Annotated in this window: 7 protein-coding genes; 4 read left to right on the plus strand and 3 right to left on the minus strand. The window is 63.6% G+C overall.

What is annotated here, in order from left to right; translation table 11 throughout:
- Positions 1-116: 116 nt before the first annotated feature.
- From ACV4UY_RS12725 to ACV4UY_RS12735, 3 genes are read right to left on the minus strand one after another with little or no spacing between them, the layout of a single operon-like run.
- On the minus strand, positions 117-755 hold the full coding sequence (locus tag ACV4UY_RS12725; protein ID WP_491607960.1) for a TetR/AcrR family transcriptional regulator: 639 nt from the start codon (positions 753-755) through the stop codon (positions 117-119).
- Positions 752-2857 carry a glycine--tRNA ligase subunit beta gene (gene glyS / locus ACV4UY_RS12730; RefSeq protein ID WP_491607961.1) on the minus strand — a complete coding sequence of 702 codons (2106 nt, stop codon included), beginning with the start codon at positions 2855-2857 and terminating at the stop codon, positions 752-754. The genes ACV4UY_RS12725 and glyS overlap by 4 nt, the downstream gene beginning before the upstream one ends.
- The gene (locus ACV4UY_RS12735; RefSeq protein ID WP_491607962.1) at positions 2854-3735 is read right to left on the minus strand and encodes a glycine--tRNA ligase subunit alpha; all 882 of its coding nucleotides are present in this window, start codon (positions 3733-3735) and stop codon (positions 2854-2856) included. The genes glyS and ACV4UY_RS12735 overlap by 4 nt, the downstream gene beginning before the upstream one ends.
- A 111-nt stretch (positions 3736-3846) precedes the next feature.
- Here ACV4UY_RS12735 and ACV4UY_RS12740 point away from each other — a divergent pair, with 111 nt between their 5' ends.
- The 4 genes from ACV4UY_RS12740 to ACV4UY_RS12755 form a co-directional block, all read left to right on the plus strand.
- The gene (locus ACV4UY_RS12740; protein WP_491607963.1) at positions 3847-5097 is read left to right on the plus strand and encodes a M48 family metallopeptidase; all 1251 of its coding nucleotides are present in this window, start codon (positions 3847-3849) and stop codon (positions 5095-5097) included.
- Between the two features lie 301 nt (positions 5098-5398).
- Positions 5399-6190, plus strand: coding sequence for a polyphosphate kinase 2 (gene ppk2, locus ACV4UY_RS12745; protein WP_491607967.1), 792 nt, complete (start codon positions 5399-5401; stop codon positions 6188-6190).
- Between the two features lie 215 nt (positions 6191-6405).
- The gene (mshL, locus tag ACV4UY_RS12750; RefSeq protein ID WP_491607964.1) at positions 6406-9111 is read left to right on the plus strand and encodes a pilus (MSHA type) biogenesis protein MshL; all 2706 of its coding nucleotides are present in this window, start codon (positions 6406-6408) and stop codon (positions 9109-9111) included.
- A gap of 303 nt (positions 9112-9414) precedes the next feature.
- On the plus strand, positions 9415-16174 hold a 6760-nt coding region (locus ACV4UY_RS12755), incomplete at its 3' end, for a cadherin domain-containing protein (protein ID WP_491607965.1).

Here is a 16174-nt window from a genome sequence, read left to right on the forward strand (position 1 = left end):
GCGGTATCCGGCGGTGATCAGGCAAGCCCATACGAGAGCGTTCGGGGTGAGAGTTTAGCATGATTTACTGTACGGTCAAGTAAACTATTTAGCCAAAGCTTCGGGAAGGGGTGCGATCAGCCGTCTGGACGGCAGGCGCGCAGGAACAGGGCAACATTGGCCTGAATGCGCGTCTGGTTGGCTTCCGGGGTACACCTGCCCAGATCGAGTTGGGCCTGGATGTGCTCCAGCCCATGAAACAGGGCGAGAAACTGATTGGCCGCCAGAAAGGGGTCGTGGATGGCCAGGGTTCCGGCCTCGGCGGCGGCGGTCAGGTAGGCGGCCACCTGATGGACCAGCTGCAGCGGGCCGTGGTCGAAGAAGGCTTGGCAGGCGTTGGATTGTTGTCCGGCGGCGGCCATCATCAGCCGGAAGGAGGCGAGCACGGAATCGAGTTCGATGAGGTTGACGAACTGTTCGGCGATGTGTTGGAGGGCGATCTCGGGGTGGGCCGGATCGAGGGAGCCGGGGGGCATGGCCGCGAACATCGCCTCGATGTGCTGGTCCACCACCGCCTCGAAGAGCGCCTGTTTGGTGGGGAAGTAGCGATAGATGGTGACCTTGGAGATGCCGGAGGCCGCGGCGACCGCGTTCATGCTGGTACGCTCGTAACCGAGGCGACAGAACTGTTCCGCCGCAGCCTCCAGGATGCGGCGCGGACGATCCGGATCACGGGGTCGTCCGCGCGGCGCGGGAGGCGTCTCCGGCAAGGTCATCCGGCGTTGTCCGGCAGCGCCAGACGGCTGAAATCGGCCAGATGCGAGAAACCGGCGCGGATGGCGCCCAGCAGGGCCAGGCGATTGCGTCGCACCGCGGCATCCGGATCCATCACCAGCAGCGCATCGAAGAAGCGGTCGATCGATCCGCGCAAGCCGGCCAGATTCTCCAATGCCGCGTCGTATTGTCGTTCGGCCAACAGGGGTGCGATCGCTTCGGTCACGCGGGTCACCTCGGCGTGCAGGGCCGATTCGGCCTCTTCGCGCAGGGCGGCGGGTGCCACGGCATGGCCTTTTTCTTCCGCCGGGGCCTTGTCGAGGATGTTGGCGATTCGTTTGTTGGCCGCGACCAGGGCCGGGAACGACTCGCGCGCCTTGAACGCCCGCAGCGCCTCGATGCGGGCCACGACATCGGTCAGATCATCCAGACGCAACACCTCCACCGCCTCGATCAGATCCGGGGCGAAGTCCCGTTTCAAGTGGCCCTCCAGGCGACCGTGGATGAACTCGAGAAGCTCCTGGGCCGTGGTCGCGGCATCCCGTTCCAGCACGCCGGAGGCGAATCCGGCGTGGGCCAGTTCCAGAAGTGGATGCAGGGCCACGGCCATCCTCTCCCCATCGAGCAGCATGCGGATCACCCCCAGTGCCGCGCGGCGCAGGGCGAACGGATCCTTGGTGCCGGTGGGGACCAGGCCGATGCCGAAACAGCCCACCAGGGTATCGAGTTTGTCGGCGAGCGACACCAGCCGTCCGAGGCGGGAGGCAGGCAGGTCGTCGCCGGCCCCCTGGGGACGATAATGTTCCTGGATGGCGCGGGCCACGGGTTCGGATTCGCCGGCGTGGCGGGCATAGTAGCCGCCCATGATCCCCTGCAACTCCGGGAATTCGCCCACCATGCCGGTCACCAGGTCACATTTGGCCAACAGGGCGGCCCGTTCGGCCAAGGATTTGGCGTCCGGATCGAGCCGTTCGGCCAGGGCGCCGGCCAGCGTGGCGATACGTCGGGCCTTTTCGCCCACGGTGCCCAGACGGGCCTGGAACACCACCTTGTCGAGGGCGGGCAGACGTTCCGGCAACGGGATGTCGCGATCTTCGCGCCAGTAGAAGGCGGCATCCTCGAGGCGGGCGCGGAGCACCCGTTCGTAACCGCGCACCAGCACCGACGGATCCGGGGCATCGAGGTTGGCCACGGCCACGAAACAGGGTTTCAGGGTGCCGTCCGGCCCTTTGACCGGGAAGTATTTTTGATGATTTTTCATCGAGGTGGAGAGCACCTCGGGCGGGATCTCCAGATAGATCGGATCAAACCGGCCCAGCATCGGGAGCGGCCATTCGGTGAGGCCGGCGTTCTCCTGGATCAGACCCGGATCGAGCCATGCCTGGCCACCCTCGGCATCGGCCAGACGGGTCACTCCATCGCGGATCGCGGTGGAGCGCGCGTCGAGCGAGAGCATCACCCGGTTGGCGGCGAGGGTTGCGCGGTAGGATGCCTCGTCGGTCACCGTGAACGGACCGGGGGCCATGAAGCGGTGTCCGCGGGTCTGGTTTCCGGCCATCACGCTCTCCGAGGCGCGCGCCTCGAGCACCTGTCCATCGAGAAGCACCACCATCCAGCGGATCGGGCGCACGAAGCGGGTCTGACCGCTTCCCCAGCGCATGGATTTGGGCCATGGAAAGGCGGCGAGGATGCCGGCCACGAGTTTCGGCAGGATCCCGGTGGCCGGACTGCCCGTCTGACGGATGGTATAGGCCAGGTAGGTGCCCTTGGGGGTTTGGAGACGTTCGAGATCCGCCACCGTCGCGCCGCAGGATTGGGCAAACCCCTCGGTCGCCTTGGTCGGGTTGCCTTGGGCATCGAAGGCCCGTTCCAGGGCCGGGCCGCGTTTGGTCTCCTCGCGATCGGCCTGACGGGCGGCGATGCCGGTGACCGCCAGGGCCAGACGCCGCGGCGTGCCGTCGCACCATGCCAGCCGGGTGGTGCCATCGGTCAGACCGGCCTCGTTCAGGGTGGCCATGGTCGCTTCCCCGAAATGGCGGATCGCCTCGCCCAGCATGCGCGACGGGATCTCCTCGCAGCCGATTTCCCACAACAGATCGCTCATGACCGTCCTCCCTGCTTGATGAGCGGGTAACCCAAGGCGGCCCGCTGCGCCGCGAATCCCTCCGCCGTCACCTTGGCCATGGCGCGCACCCGTCCGATGAAGCGGGCCCGTTCCGTGACGCTGATCGCGCCGCGCGCGTCCAGAAGGTTGAAGACATGCGAACCGTGAATCACCTGTTCATAGGCCGGACCGGGCAACGCCTTGGCGGCGAGCGCCAACGCCTCGGTTTCGAACATGTCGAAGAGCTTGAACAGGTTTTCGGTGTTGGCTGCCTTGAAGTTGTACCCCGAGAAGTCGCGTTCCTCCTGCTGGTGCACATCCCCGTAGGTGATGCCCGGCGCCCAGGTCAGGTCATATACGTTCTCCTTGCCCTGGATGTACATGGCCAACCGTTCCAGGCCGTAGGTCAGTTCGCCGGAGATCAACGGCAGATCGATGCCACCCACCTGCTGGAAATAGGTGAACTGGGTCACCTCCATGCCGTCGAGCCACACCTCCCAGCCCAGCCCCCAGGCGCCGAGGGTCGGGCTTTCCCAGTCGTCCTCCACGAAGCGGATGTCGTGAGCGCGCGGATCGATGCCGATGGCGGCCAGGGAGTCCAGGTACAGATCCTGGATGTCGTCCGGGGAGGGCTTGAGGATCACCTGAAACTGGTAGTAACGCTGCAACCGGTTGGGATTTTCGCCGTAGCGGCCATCCGTGGGGCGTCGCGACGGCTGCACATAGGCGACGTTCCACGGCTCCGGTCCCAGGGAGCGCAGGAACGTGGCCGGATGAAAGGTGCCGGCGCCCATCTCCATGTCGTGCGGTTGCAGGATCACGCAGCCCCGGTTCGACCAGTAGGTCTGCAACGAGAGAATGAGGTCTTGGAAAGTCACGGTCCACTCCTTGTGGCGCATCCCGAAATGCGGGATGATGAACATAAAGATGAGATGGTGAGGTATGTAACGCTTTCGCGTCGTTCTCTTCAAGGAGTTTTCGTCAAAATCATGTCCGTATTCGGCCTGACGATTCTGATTGCCCTGCTGATCGGCTTTCTGGCCGATACCCTGGTGGTGCTGGTCGATTTGCGCGCCACGCCGGCCAGACCGCCCGAGAAAGTGGCCGGATTCATCGATGACGCGGTGTGGGAAAAAAGCATGGCGTATGCCCGCGCCAAGGCGTGGCTCGACATCGTGGCTTCGGGGAGCAAGCTGGTCGCGCTGCTTTCGTGGTGGTTTCTGGGCGGATTCGCGTGGCTGGATCGCATGGTCGCCTCGTGGAAACTCGGCGAGATCGCCTCGGGGGTGCTGTATGTGGCCATTCTGCTCGTGGCCTTCAAGCTCTTCTCCCAACCCTTCAAGATCTACCACACCTTCGTGCTCGAGGCACGCTTCGGCTTCAACCGCACCTCCTGGAACACCTTCATCGACGATCGCGCCAAGGGACTGCTGCTCTCCCTGGTGATCGGCGGGCCGCTGTTGGTCACGGTGCTGGTCTGTTTCCACCACTGGAAGGCGTGGGCCTGGCTCTACTGCTGGCTGAGCGCCACCTTTTTCCTCATCCTGATCCAATACATCGCGCCAGCCGTGCTGATGCCCCTGTTCAACCGCTACACTCCGCTCCCGGAGGGTTCCCTCAAACGGGCCATCGAAGCCTATCTGGAGAAGGCCGGGGTGAAGTTCTCCGGCATTTTCACCGTGGACGGCTCGCGTCGCTCGACCCGCGCCAATGCCTTTGTCACCGGTTTGGGCGCGCAACGCCGGGTGGTGCTCTACGATACCCTGATCTTGCGCCAGCCCGAACCCGAGGTGGTCGCGGTGCTTGCCCATGAGATCGGCCATCTGGTCCTGGGCCATCTGCGCCGGGTGACCCTGATCACCATCCCCTATCTGGGGTTGATGTGCGGTCTGCTCTCCCTGGCCATGCAACAGCCCGACCTGCATCGGGATTTCTTCATGGAGCGGGTGACCCTGCACGGAGGGTTCGTGTTTTTCGTGTTGCTGGCCGTGCCGGTGGACGTGATCACCGGACCGTTTCTCAAAATGATCTCGCGCGCGCATGAATTCGCCGCGGATCGCTTCGCCGCCACCACCCTGGAGCGGCCCGAGGCCCTGGCTTCGGCTCTCAAACAGCTCGCCGTCGCCAACCTGACCCAGGTGAACCCCCATCCGTGGCGGGTGTTCCTCCATCACGCCCACCCTGCCATTCTGACGCGCATCGCGGCAATGGAGGCGCTCCAGGATCCGGAAAAAGGGTGAAAGTTCCTGTTGACGACTGCTTTTTCTGGTCATGGCCCGCTTTTTGTGCAATAAAGCGAGAAAATGGTTTCAGGTGCGACCTGACTTGCAAGATGGGGGGCGTATTCGCTGATCCTGACGCTGGTTCCATCCCAACATCGAGGAGCTTTAATCAATGATGGATAACGACGAGGAAAGGAAAGAAGACGTGAGCGACAAGGAATCCCACGAATCCAAGGAGTCGAAGGAGGCCAAGGAGCCCAAGGAGGCCAAGGGCGATGGCACGGTGACTCTGGAGAATACCAAGATCCAGAAGAAAAAAATGGCCAAGATGAGCGAGGAGGTCTATCTCAAGGAACTGGCCAAGCTGCATGTGGAACTGGTGAAGCTCCAGGAGTGGATCCGGGTGAAGGGTTTGAAGGTGGTGGTGCTGTTCGAGGGCCGCGACGCGGCGGGCAAGGGCGGTGTGATCAAGCGGATCACCGAGCCGTTGAGCCCGCGTATCGTCAAGGTGGTGGCGCTGGGCACCCCCACCGAGCGCGAAAAGAGCCAGTGGTACTTCCAACGCTATGTGCCGCATCTGCCGGCGGCGGGTGAGATGGTGCTCTTCGATCGCAGCTGGTACAACCGTGCCGGCGTGGAGCGGGTGATGGGCTTCTGCACCGAGGATGAATATCAGGAGTTCCTGCGCTCCTGCCCGGAGTTCGAGCGCATGCTGGTCCGTTCCGGGATCATCCTGATCAAGTACTGGTTCTCGGTGAGCGACAAGGAGCAGGAGAAGCGTTTCCTGAGCCGTACCCAGGATCCCACCAAGCAGTGGAAGGTGAGCCCCATGGATCTGGAGTCGCGCATGCGCTGGGAGGACTACTCCCGCGCCAAGGATGCGATGTTCGCCTACACCGACATCAAGCAGGTGCCCTGGAACGTGGTGGATGCCGACATCAAGCCCCACGCCCGGCTCAACTGCATCAGCCACCTGTTGAGCCAGATCCCCTACGAGGATCTGCTCACCACCAAGGATCCGATGAAGCTGCCGCCGCGCAGGAAGTCCACCGGCTACATCCGTCCGCCCATCGACGAGCAGACCTGGGTGCCTTACAAGTATCACGGTTGATCCGAATCGGGACGGAGAGGCGAAGAACGGAACCGGGGGAGCGATCCTCCGGTTTTTTTTATCTTATTTTCAGGGGGATCGTTCCGGGCGGGGAGAAACGTGGCGGAGAACGTGGAATCGGTTGGCGTGCAATTTGCTTGGGATGGTGCAGCACTCCCAGGCTTCTGCTTTCGGGGGTCAATGTTTCGTCTTCTTGAAGAGGGAAAAGGCATCCCATGGACCGTCATGACCCCGTGTTATCCAAGGAATCACCGGCCAATTCACGCCAGACCGCGGCCACCATCGCGCGGCGGGCGGGATTGATCCTGCTCGGTTGCCTTCTGCTCGCGGCGTGTGAACCAGCCAGTCGCATCAAGCAGTCCAGGGATCACTTCCTGCAACCCACCAATCCCGAGGTGGAGATCTCCGCGGCGCCGGCCCAGGGCAAGAAGGATGTCCCGCTGGCGGCGCTGACCGAATCGGCCTCGCCGGAGGAGGTGTATACCATCACCGTCACGGAAATGCCGGTGAAGGATCTGCTCTTCGCCCTGGCCCGCGACGCCAACAAAAATATCGACGTTTATCCGGGCATCCAGGGCCGCGTGACCCTGAGCGCCATCGATCAGCCGTTGAGCAAGATCCTCGACCGGGTGGCCCGACAGGTGGCGATTCGTTACGAGATTCAGGATAAAACCATTGTCGTCACTCCGGATCTGCCCTATCTCAAGGTCTATCAGGTCGATTATCTGGGCGTCGAGCGGACGATGGACAGCACCAACAAGATCTCCTCGAATCTGACGACCACCAAAGCCAATGCGCTCACCAACCCGATGGCGGCCACGGACAACAACCAGTCCAACAGCACCCTGACCACCAAGTCCAGCAGTTCGTTCTGGAAAACCGTTACCCAGAATATCCAGGCGATTCTCGGCGCGGACGTGGGCATCGAATTTCTCAACAACCAGGATCAGCAGGGCGGTCTGCCCGGTGCGCCGGGTCTGGGTCAAGCGGGTGGGGGCGTGGGGGTTCCCGCGGGTTTGAGCGCGGCTGTGGCTGGATTGCCGCCCGGTGGCGGCCTGGGTGCCCAGCCGATCCCGCAGGGACTGCCGGGTCTGGCGAAAAAGGAGACTCAGAACCAATCCATGAAGCCGGGTCTGGTGTCGGTGAACACCGAGGCGGGGGTGATGAGCATCGTGGCCACCTCGCAACAGCACGACCGCATCCAGGAGTATCTGGACAGCGTGCTGGAAAACGTCCATCGTCAGGTGCTCATCGAATCCACGGTCGTGGAAGTGGAGTTGAACGACCGCTTCCAGGAGGGCGTGGACTGGAACATCATCTTCAACCGTTCGGCTGGGGTGGTGCTCAAGAGCGCCTTCACCGACGCGGCGGCGGCGGCGGCTGGCAGCGCGGTGAATTACTTCACCCTGGGCCACACCGGCGGTCCGAACGGCAATCCCGCGACCGATCAGGGGCCGGTGAATGCCACGATCAAGCTGTTGGAGAACTTCGGCAATGCCAAAATTTTGTCGAGTCCCAAGATCATGGCGCTCAACAATCAGCCGGCGGTGTTGAAAGTGGTCAAGAACAAGGTGTTCTTCACCCTGAAATCCAGCACCGCGTCCCGCGATGTCAGTTCCTCCGGCACCAACAACAACAATACCGGCACCGTGGCCACGCAGCCGGTCTTCGACACGGAAATTCACACCGTGCCCGTGGGTCTGGTGATGACCGTCACCCCGCAGATCTCCAAGGAGGGGATCGTGAGTCTCAACGTGCGGCCAACGATTTCGCGGATCAGCCGCTGGGTCAACGATCCCAACCCGGCCCTGGTCAAGAACAATGCGCAGACCAATCTGCCGGAGAACATCTCCAACCCCATCCCCGAGATCGAGGTCAAGGAGATGGAGACCATGATGCGTATTCACAGCGGTCAGGTGGCGGTGATGGGTGGTTTGATGCAGGACTCGATCAGCAACGCCACCGAAGGGATTCCAACCATGTCGCGTCTGCCGATGGGCATCGGCTCCCTGTTCGGTCACAAGGACGAGGGGGTGAGCAAGAGCGAGCTGGTGATCTTCCTGCGTCCGGTGGTGATGACTCACGGCAGACCGCGCGAGACGGTCGTCGAGCGATCCCGGGAGATGATGCGCGAGCCGCCGCAATCCCAGGTGGTGCAATCCCAGTCGGCCCCAGCGGCCAAATCCGCCGGGTCCGAAAACGGCGGCGACGGAAGGAACAAGGCGGACAAACAGGCCAATCAGGCCGGGGACAAGAAAAATACCGCGATGGCCAAGCCCTCCGTGACCTCGGAAACCCTCGAATCTTCGACCAGGAGCGGCTCTGCGGATGCCGGTGGTCCGGGTGCCGCGCCCGCCAAGGCGGCTGCGAATCCCGAAGCGCCCAAGGCCGCGGTTCAAACCCCGCCCGCCCAGGTCACCCAGGCGCCGGCTCAGGCGGCTGCCCAACCCGTGACCACCCCGCCGGCTCCGGTGGCTCAGGCTCCCGCAACCCCGGCTCCGACTCCCGCTGCGCCGGCTCCGGCTCCCGCCGCGCCGGCTCCGGTGGCTCAGGCTCCCGCAACCCCGGCCCCCGCCGCGCCGGCTCCGGTGGCTCAGGCCCCCGCCGCGCCGGCTCCCGCAACCCCGGCCCCCGCCGCCGAGGGTCAGCGCGCCAAGAGCGGATCCCAGGAAACTCCGGCGTCCCAGCCCAAGGGTGGCGCCTCCGCCAATGCCCTGGCGGTGGGGAGCAGCTATCTGGATTTCACCAACGCGCCGGGTCAGAACGGCGGTGCGGCGGCGGGTGGTTTCCCGATGTTCCCCTCCGCGCCCCCCTCGAATCGTGCCTTTCCGGTGAGGGATGCGGATGCCCCAGCCGGGCAAGCGGGCCAGGCGTCGGGACCGGAGGCTGCGTTGAATCCCCACACCGAATCCAGACTGTGACGGTTTGTGATTGGCTGCGACCGATCCGGCGTGAATGCCCAGGCCGTCCCTCGTGGACGGCTTTTTTTTGAGCGATCGGTGCGCTGGATTTCGACCCGGCGCGGCATCCGCGGGGGTGGTCGGGGCGCGCGGGAGACTGGTTACGATTTTTTACCCGAAATCAATGGGCGTTTTGCTAAAATCGGGTATACTGTGCATCATTGCTTTTTTTCCGAGGAGTACCCGCAAGGGAGATCCTCGGTCGGGGGATGAGGGGGTTCTCTCCCCATTCTGCAAGTCAGCAAGCAAGGATTCTCGCGATCCATGAGAAATCTTCTTCGGAACAAACGGTTGGTGGCCATGGTCCTGGTCGCTTTGCTGGCGGCCCTGGGTGGTTATCTGTTGCTGATCCCGGATGGGGGCCAACGAAGCAAGCCGATCACCGTGGAACGCGCCAAGGTGGCCACGCCCGACAAGAAGGGCTCCGAGGCTCCCCAGCCCAAGAGCGTGGCCGAATCCGCCGCCCAGCGTGAACCGGTCGGCACCGTCACCCAGTTCAAGGGGTTGGCCTACGCCAGCTTCGAGAGTGTCAAACGCACCCTGGCCGAGGGGGCAACGCTGTTTCCGGGTGATCAGGTCGTCACCGGCAAGGAGACGCGCCTGATCATGAAAATGCGCGACGACGCGGTGATCGCCCTGGGTCCGGAGAGTGAATTCCTGGTGCAGGAGTATCGCTTCGAGCCCGAGGAGGAGTCGGGCAACGGCGTGGTCAACATGACCAAGGGCATGGTCCGTTTCACCTCCGGCAAGCTCGCCAAAATGAAGGATCAACCCTTCAAGGTGGTCACGCCCGTGGCCACCCTGGGGGTGCGCGGCACGGAAGGGTTCGTTCGTCTCGGGGATGGCAAGGGCAAGGATCGGGAGATCGAGGTCATCACCCTGCAAAAGGAGGTGCTGGTCTGGATGGAGGAGGCGGGTCGTCCGGCTCCGAAGGCCTCGTCCGGCGAGCTGTTTTTCTCCAGGAGCTGGTCGTTGATCAACGACGCCTGGGCGGCGGATACCAGCAAGGCGCCGCTGGCGGTCCGGCATGGCGAACGGCTCACCGGTAGCGCCAACAAGGCCCCGGAGGTCCGCAAGGCGACGCGGGAGGAGTTGCGCGGGGCCTATGGTTCGACCACGCTGCGCAAGCTCTCTCCCAAGACGCGGGAAAAATTGACCAGCCAGGTGGCCAAATCCCTGGTGGACAAGGGGTTGGCCCCGGACAAGGCGACGGCGGAAGCGTTGTTGAAAAAATCTCCCCAGGCCCTGGATGAGCTGGTGAGCAAGGCCGAGGAGAAGCTGGAGAAGGAGCTGGAAAAGGCGATCGAGAAGCGGATCGACGCGGACGAGAAGATCGCCACCCTCGACGCGAAGTTGAAGGAGACCCTGGGCGCGGAGGGCGCCGCCAGGCTCCAGGAGATCGAACGTCAGCAGGCCGAGCAGCTCGAGAAGTTGCGCCGGGAGCGTGACGAGCAGCTCGCCGGGATCGTGACCGATCCGGCCTTGAAACCGGATGCCGACGCGATCGTGGCCGGCCACGACGAACGTCAGACCGAATTGCACGCCGAGTTGGGCGAGAAGATCGCCAAGGTGGAGGCGGAAGGGGATACCAAGAAGCAGGCCGAGCTGAAGGCCGAGTTGAACGACAAGCTCGCGGAGTTGGAGAAGGAGACCCGTCGCTCCCTGGAGTCTCTTCTGGGCACGGAACAGGCCACCAAGGTCCAGGAGGCGGTTGTCGAGACGGCCAAGCGCGAGACGCAACTCGCCACCCAGACCGCCAATCAGATCGAAGCCGTGGTGCCCAAGGAGCAGTTGGAGATCGTGCGGAGCATCGAGGGGCAGAAGGGGCGGGTCGAGTCCGCAACCCCGCTCAACCTCAACGATCTGAGTCAGACCACGGCCACGACCAAGGCGCAGGAGCAGGCCATCCGGGCCATCGACGCGGCCACCACCAGCCTGATCAACGGCGTTGCCGATGCGGTCAAGGCCGGCGTGCCGCTGGACAAGGTGATCCAGGGGCTGCACGATGTCGCCGTGGAGCGGCAGCGCACCGAGGCGACCCGTTTGGGCGTGGACCTGGAAACCGCCACGAAGAATGCCGAAGAGCTGTTGAAGGTGCTGGAAACATCTCCCCTGGCCGCGAAAAAGGGCAAGGAGTCGGATAAACCCAAGGAGACGACCAAAACCGAGGAGCCGGCCAAACCCGCCGAGTCCACCGAGCCCCCGCCCGTTGAATCCAAAAAGGGCGAGGAGCCCCCCAAGGCCACCACCACGGCCCCCGTGACCCCGACAGCCACGACCACCATTCCGGGGATCGCGCCCACGCCTTTGGATGCCGCCGGCACGCTTTCGTCGTCGGGATTCAGCTCCACCACCACGACCACCACCACGGTTACCATCAACAACGCGCCGACGATCGCGATCCAGACCTTCACCATTGCCGAGAACGTCCCCAAGGGAACGATCGTGGGGACGCTGGTCGCAACCGACCCGGACGTGGCCGATCAGGGCAAGTTGCAATTCAGTCTGGGCGAGAATTTCGGCGGTGCCTTTGGCGTGGATTCAAGCACCGGGCAGATCACGGTGCTCGACCCGAGCAAGCTCGACTTCGAGACCAATCCGACCATCCGGCTCACCGCCGTGGTCAAGGATCTGCCCAAGAGCGGTTCGGCCTCGGCCACGGTGTGGGTGGTGCTGACCGACGTCAACGAGGCGCCGACCGTCACCTCCGGCAGCAGCGGGACCCTGGCCGAGAATGAGAGCGGCACGGTTTACACCGCCACGACATTCGATCCCGACAAGGATGACACCTTCACCTGGTCCCTCTCCGGGACCGATGCCGGATATTTTCGCATCGAGGCCACCGGCGTGGTGACCTTCCGCAATCCGCCGGACTTCGAAAATGCCAACCACGCGCCGACCTACGTCCTCGACGTGATCGCCACCGACAAGAAGGGGTTGTTTGGTTCCAAGACGGTGACCATCACCGTCACCGATGTCAACGAGGCGCCGGTGATCACCTCCGAGGCGGGGGTCCTGTTCGTGGAAAACGGGGCCGGCACCGCCTATCAGGCCACGGCCACGGATCCGGACGCGGCGGACAAGAACAAGCTTGCCTGGTCGCTGTCGGGTAACGACGCAGCCCTGTTCGAGATCAATGCCCAGACCGGCGCCGTCCGTTTCCTGGCCAAGCCGGACTTCGAGAGCCCCAAGGACTTCGGTGGCGACAATGTTTACAACATCACCGTGACGGCCACCGACACGGGCTGGGAGGGTCCTGCGGCCAAAACCAGCTCCAAGGAGATCACCATCACGGTGATCGATCAATCGACGGTCACGGTCACCTCCGCCGAATCGGTGACCTTCGATGAGAATGGCACCGGCATCGCCTATCAGGCCAAGGCCACGGATCCGGATCCGGGCGACGAACCGCGCATCTGGTCCATGGTGGGTGCCGATGAGTCGCTGTTCAACATCGATGCCACGAGCGGCGCGGTGACCTTCAAGCAGCCGCCGGACTACGAAAATCCCAAGGATCACGGCAAGCAGAACAGCTACCACATCACCATTCAGGTGTCGGACAAGAACAAGTTCTTCGCCAGCAAGGCGGTGACCATCAACGTGCTCGACTTGAACGAGAAGCCGCTGATCGCCGCGTCCGCGCCCTCTGCGGTGACCTTTGCCGAGAACGGCGCCGGCAGCGCCTATCAGGCCACGGCCAGCGATCCGGACAAGAGCGATACCCTTGCTTGGAGTCTTTCGGGCGCGGACGAAACCTTGTTCGCCATCAACGCCGATACCGGCGCCGTGAGTTTCCGTCTGCCCCCGGATTTCGAGAGCGCCAGCCATGGGCCGGCCTATGCCATCACGGTCAAGGTTCAAGACAAGGGCGGCTTGAACGATTCCAAGGCGGTGACCATCACGGTCACCGATGTCAACGAGGCCCCGGTGGTCACCTCGGGATCGAGCGCCACCTTTGTCGAGAACGGCACCGGCGTGGTCCATACCGCCACTGCCACGGATCCGGATGCCAACGATCTCTTCGGTTGGTCGGTGGGTGGTGCGGACAAGGCCTTTTTCACCATCGATCCCACCACCGGCGAGCTGCGTTTCAAGACCCCGCCGGACTTCGAAAGCACCAGCCACGGGCCGGTCTATGCGATCGACGTGATCGCCACGGATCGGGCCGGACTGGCCGGCTCCAAGAGCGTGACCATCACCGTCACCGATCAGTCGCCGACGATCACCTCCGGGCCGAGTGCCAGCTTTGCCGAAAACGGAACGGGGGTGGCCTATCAGGCGACCGCCACGCAGCTTGATGCCGGGGACAGAACGCGGGTCTGGACCCACTCCGGACTCGACGCCGCCCGATTCACCATCGATGCGGCCACGGGCGCGGTTCGTTTCGTGACCCCGCCGGATTTCGAGGCCCCGAATGACGTGGGTCGGGACAATCTCTACGAGATCAACGTCATCGTTACCGACAAGGGGAGTCTGAGCGATTCCAGGGCGATCACCATCACGGTCACCGATCTCAACGAGGCCCCGAAGATCTCCGCGACCGCGCCGGCGGCGGTCACCTTCGACGAGAATGGCAGTGGGGTCGCGTACCAGACCGTCGCTTTTGATCCGGATGCCGGAGATGTCATGGCCTGGTCACTCGGGGGCGCGGATGCGGGCTTGTTCACCATCGACACGACCACGGGCGCGGTCCGCTTCGCGAGCCCGCCGGATTTCGAGAGCACCACCCATCTGCCCGCCTACGCGCTGACCCTGACCGTGACCGACAAGCTCGGCCTCACCGACGCCAAGGCGATCACCATCACGGTGGTGGATGTCAACGAAGCCCCGGTCATCACCTCGGCGACAGGGGTCAACTTGGCCGAGAACGGCACGGGTGTCGCGTATCAGGCGACCGCCAACGATCCGGATGCCAACGATGCCATCACCTGGAAGCTCGCCGGTCCGGACGCGGGGTTGTTCACCATCGATGCCACCACCGGCGGCGTGAGTTTCAAGGCCGCGCCGGATTACGAGACCCCCCTGGATGTCGGTGGCAACAATGTTTACGACATCCAGGTCACCGTCACCGACAAGGCCGGTCTGTCCGCCTCCCAGGCGGTGACCATCACCGTCACCCCGGTCAACGAGGCCCCGAAGATCGCCCCGAGCGCGCCATCTTCGGTCACCTTCAACGAGAATGGCGCCGGCGTCGTCTATCAGACCACGGCCACCGATCCGGATGCCGGAGATCTGCTCACCTGGTCGCTCTCCGGCGCGGATGCGTCGTCGTTCACCATCGACGCGACCACGGGCGAGGTCCGTTTCGTGAGTCCGCCGGATTTCGAGAGCACCACCCATGGCCCGACTTATGCCATCACCGTGACCGTCAGCGATGGCGGCGGGCTTTTCGACGCCAAGCCGGTCACCATCACGGTGGAGGACGTCAACGAAGCCCCGGTCATCACCTCGGCGGCAGGGGTCAACTTCGCCGAGAACGGCACGGTTGTCGCGTACCAGGCGACCGCCACCGATCCGGATGCCAACGATGCCTTCACCTGGTCGCTTTCCGGGGCGGACGCGGCGCTCTTCAACCTCGACGCGGTTACGGGCGAGGTTCGGTTCAACGCCTCCCCGGATTATGAAAATCCTCGGGATGTTGGCAAAAACAACGTCTACGACATCGTTGTCACCGCAACGGACAAAAAAGGTCTCTCCAGCGCGTTGAATGTCGCCATCACCGTCACCGATGTCATCGAGATGCCTTCGATCACCTCGGGTCCGACCGCGACCTTCCTGGAGAACGCGACGGGCATCGCCTATCAGGCGACCGCCGCCCCACCGGAGGTCGGGGATGTGTTGAGCTGGTCGCTCTCCGGTGCGGATTCCGGACGCTTCGCCATCGATCCGGTCACGGGCGCGGTCACGTTCCTGGCTCTGCCCGATTTCGAGGCGCCGCTGGATGCTGGAGCGGATAATGTTTACACCATCAACGTGATCGTCACCAACAAGCTCAACCTTTCCGATACCAAGGCAGTCGCCATCACGGTCACCAACGTCAACGAGAAACCGGTGATCGATCCGAACGCGCCCGCGGCCCAGGATTTCATTGAGAACGGTACAGGTGTGGCCTATCAGACCACGGCCACCGACCCGGATGCCGGGGATGTGCTCACCTGGACCCTGGGTGGTGCGGATGTTTCGTTGTTCGACATCAACGCGACCACCGGCGCCGTGACCTTCAAGGCCGCGCCGGATTTCGAGAGCGCCATCCATGCGCCGACCTACGCGCTCACCCTCACCGTGACCGATCGGGATGGGCTGTTCGACAGCAAGGCGGTGACGATCAACGTCGTCAATGCCAACGAAAAGCCGCTCATCGATCCGGCAGCCCCGGCAGCGAAGGATTTTGCCGAGAACGGCACCGGAGTCGCGTATCAGACCACGGCCACCGATCAAGATGCCGGGGATACCCTCACCTGGTCGTTGACCGGCACGGATGCGGCCCTCTTCGCCATCGATCCGACCACGGGCGCGGTGACCTTCCTCGTGCCGCCGGATTACGAAGCGGCGCACGGTCCGGCCTACGCCATCACCGTGGTGGTGACCGACTCGGGCGGGCTCACCGCCACCAAGGCCATCACCATCAACGTCACCAATGTCAACGAGGTCCCGGTGATCGATCCGTTGGCCTTGTCGGCGGTCACCTTCGTCGAGAACGCCACGGGCACGGTCTATCAGACCACGGCCACGGATCCGGATGTGCCGGACACCCTCACCTGGTCGCTGGGTGGGGCGGACGCGGCCCTCTTCGCCATCGATCCGACCACGGGCGCGGTGACCTTCCTGACCCCGCCGGACTTCGAGCATGTCCATGGACCGACCTATGCCATCGACGTGATCGTGACCGATGCTTTGGGGCTCAATGCCACCAAATCCGTGACCGTCACGGTGACCAATGTGAACGAGGCCCCGGTGATCGATCCGGCGGCCCCGGCAGCGAAGGATTTTGCCGAGAACGGCACCGGAGTCGCGTATCAGACCA

This window comes from Candidatus Magnetaquiglobus sp., from assembly GCF_058402785.1.